The 2110-nt window shown below is 60.4% G+C and carries 1 protein-coding gene and 1 pseudogene; both read left to right on the top strand.

What is annotated here, in order from left to right; all coding sequences use genetic code 11:
• Positions 1-1650, top strand: a 1650-nt coding sequence (locus tag AC07OG_RS26295) for a phospholipase D-like domain-containing protein (protein WP_495068506.1), incomplete at its 5' end; no start/stop codon positions are given.
• Positions 1650-2110, top strand: a pseudogene (locus AC07OG_RS26290) (SEL1-like repeat protein); the annotation flags it as partial. The gene AC07OG_RS26295 and the pseudogene AC07OG_RS26290, both read left to right, overlap by 1 nt.

The following is a 2110-nucleotide window of genomic DNA, read 5'->3' as shown; positions in this document are numbered from 1 at the left end:
GGGGCGAAAAAATCCGTCGATATCATCTGCTGGGGGTTTCAGCCGTCGATGTTTTTCATCCGCGACGGCAAGGCGCCGAGCATCGGCGAATTGCTCCTGGCCAAGGCCAGGAGCAAGCCAGGCGTCAAGGTACGGATACTGGGTTGGGAAATGCCCTTCAATCTGGCGGGAGTGGGCGGCGAAGCCAACCTGCCCGGCAAAGGCTCGATTCGTATCGCCGATCGAGCGCTGCAGCGCTCCACCGAAGCGCAATACACCGAAGACCGCGAGTGGTTTGCCCGCTGTGCGGTCGCGGACAGCAAAGCGGCGCAACAGGTCGCGAACGGCCTGCCCGCGTTCGTCAGTCGTGGTTTCAGTTGGGAGGAAAGAGCTGAAATTTCCCACTGGGTGAAGTATGAAAGCCTCGACCCGGACATCAGCACGAAGATGCGCCAAACCCTTAAACTCACCGCCACCCACCACCAAAAGACCGTGCTGGTCGACTACGAACTTCCGGATAGCGCCGTCGGTTTCGTCATGGGCCACAACATGCTCGACGAATACTGGGACACCAGTGCTCACACGGCGCTTAACCGCGCCAAGGACAGCAAACCGGCCCCCAACCTCGGTCCCCGTGGCGACACCCCGCGCCAGGACATCTCCAGCCAGGTCAGCGGCCCGATTCTCGAACACCTGCACCACAACTTCGCCACGGCCTGGCTCAAGGAAACCGGCGAGGACCTGCTGGCGTCGCGACAGGCCAAGCAAGTCGGGCTGCAGCTGCAATGCGCCCCCGGTGCCACGCGGCAGATTGCGCAGATCCTGCGCACCCAGGCCCAGGAAGGCAAACGCGACATCGAGACGCTCTACCTGCAGGCGGTGAACAACGCGACCCAGTTCATCTACATCGAAAACCAGTACTTTCGCTGGCCGCCGTTGGCCGATCTGATCAAGCAGGCAGCCGCCGCCCAGCTCGGGGGCGGGCGCGATCCCGGCCTCCATGGGGCACTGCACCTGTTCGTCATCACCAACGCCGGCGACGACAGCGTAGGCACCGGCACCCGCAATACCCAGCGCATGCTCGAAAGCCTGGGGCGCGCCGAGACCATTCCTGAAGTGACCAAGCTGCGGCGCATCGAACAGGTCAAAGCGCAAGCATCACCCCGGCCAATGCCCGAGCCCCGCGACCGTGCCGGGCACCGGGAACTGGCCGAGTGGCAGGCCGAACTCGATTGGCACATCAAGCAGATCAAGGAAAGCACCGTCGAGCCGGAGGACATCCCCGGCCTGAAAGTGCACCTGTGCTCGCTGGTTGCCCCGGACTCACCGGCGGGCGGGGAATGGATGCCGGTGTACGTCCACTCCAAGCTGATGATCGTCGATGACGTGTTCACCACCCATGGCTCGGCCAACATCAATACCCGCAGCATGCAGGTGGACAGTGAGCTGAATATTGCCCATGAGTGGATGAGTGTGACCCAGGCAATGCGGCGGCGGTTGTGGGATCTGCATACGGATGGGAAGGGGGTGCAGGAGGAGGTGGGTGATGCATTCGAAGCTTGGCAGGAAATCATCAAAAAAAACAAAGAGCATCAAAACGACGAGACAGCGCCTTACGCCCCCCTCGTCGAATTTTTCTACGGCAAGGCCAAGCTGTGGGACCTCGACTGATGCGCCGTTTTCTCTTGCTCACCTGCTTGCTGTTAGCGGCCTGCGATAGCCGCAGCACCTTTAACTATATGAAGAAGGACCCTCATGTGAAACCTCTAACGGAAATCAAAGCGAACCTGGCGTTCACCTGTGCCCACGAAAATATCCCGGAGGCCAGTGCCGAAGCCGACGTGCTGTTCCACTACGCCCGCTGGTTGCAAAAAAACAATCAGCTCATACCGGACAAAACTGTCGATGTCGAAATCGAGCGGTTGTACCGCATCGCCGCCGAGAATGGGCATTACAAAGCCAACATCAACCTGCAAAACGGGTCGATGCGCCAACGGTTCCAGTTGCGTGGCGCCGAACACCTGCGCTTGAGTCAGCAACTGATCGATAGCGGTGTGGCGACAGGTTACTACTTTGTGGGGATCTTTCTTCAGCAGGGTTCGGCCGGGCTTAAGCAGGATCCGGAGATGGC

This window comes from Pseudomonas sp. GW821-FHT09H03 (assembly GCF_059415945.1).
Note: the sequence above shows the minus strand (reverse complement) of the source record. Positions and strands in the feature narration are given on the sequence as shown.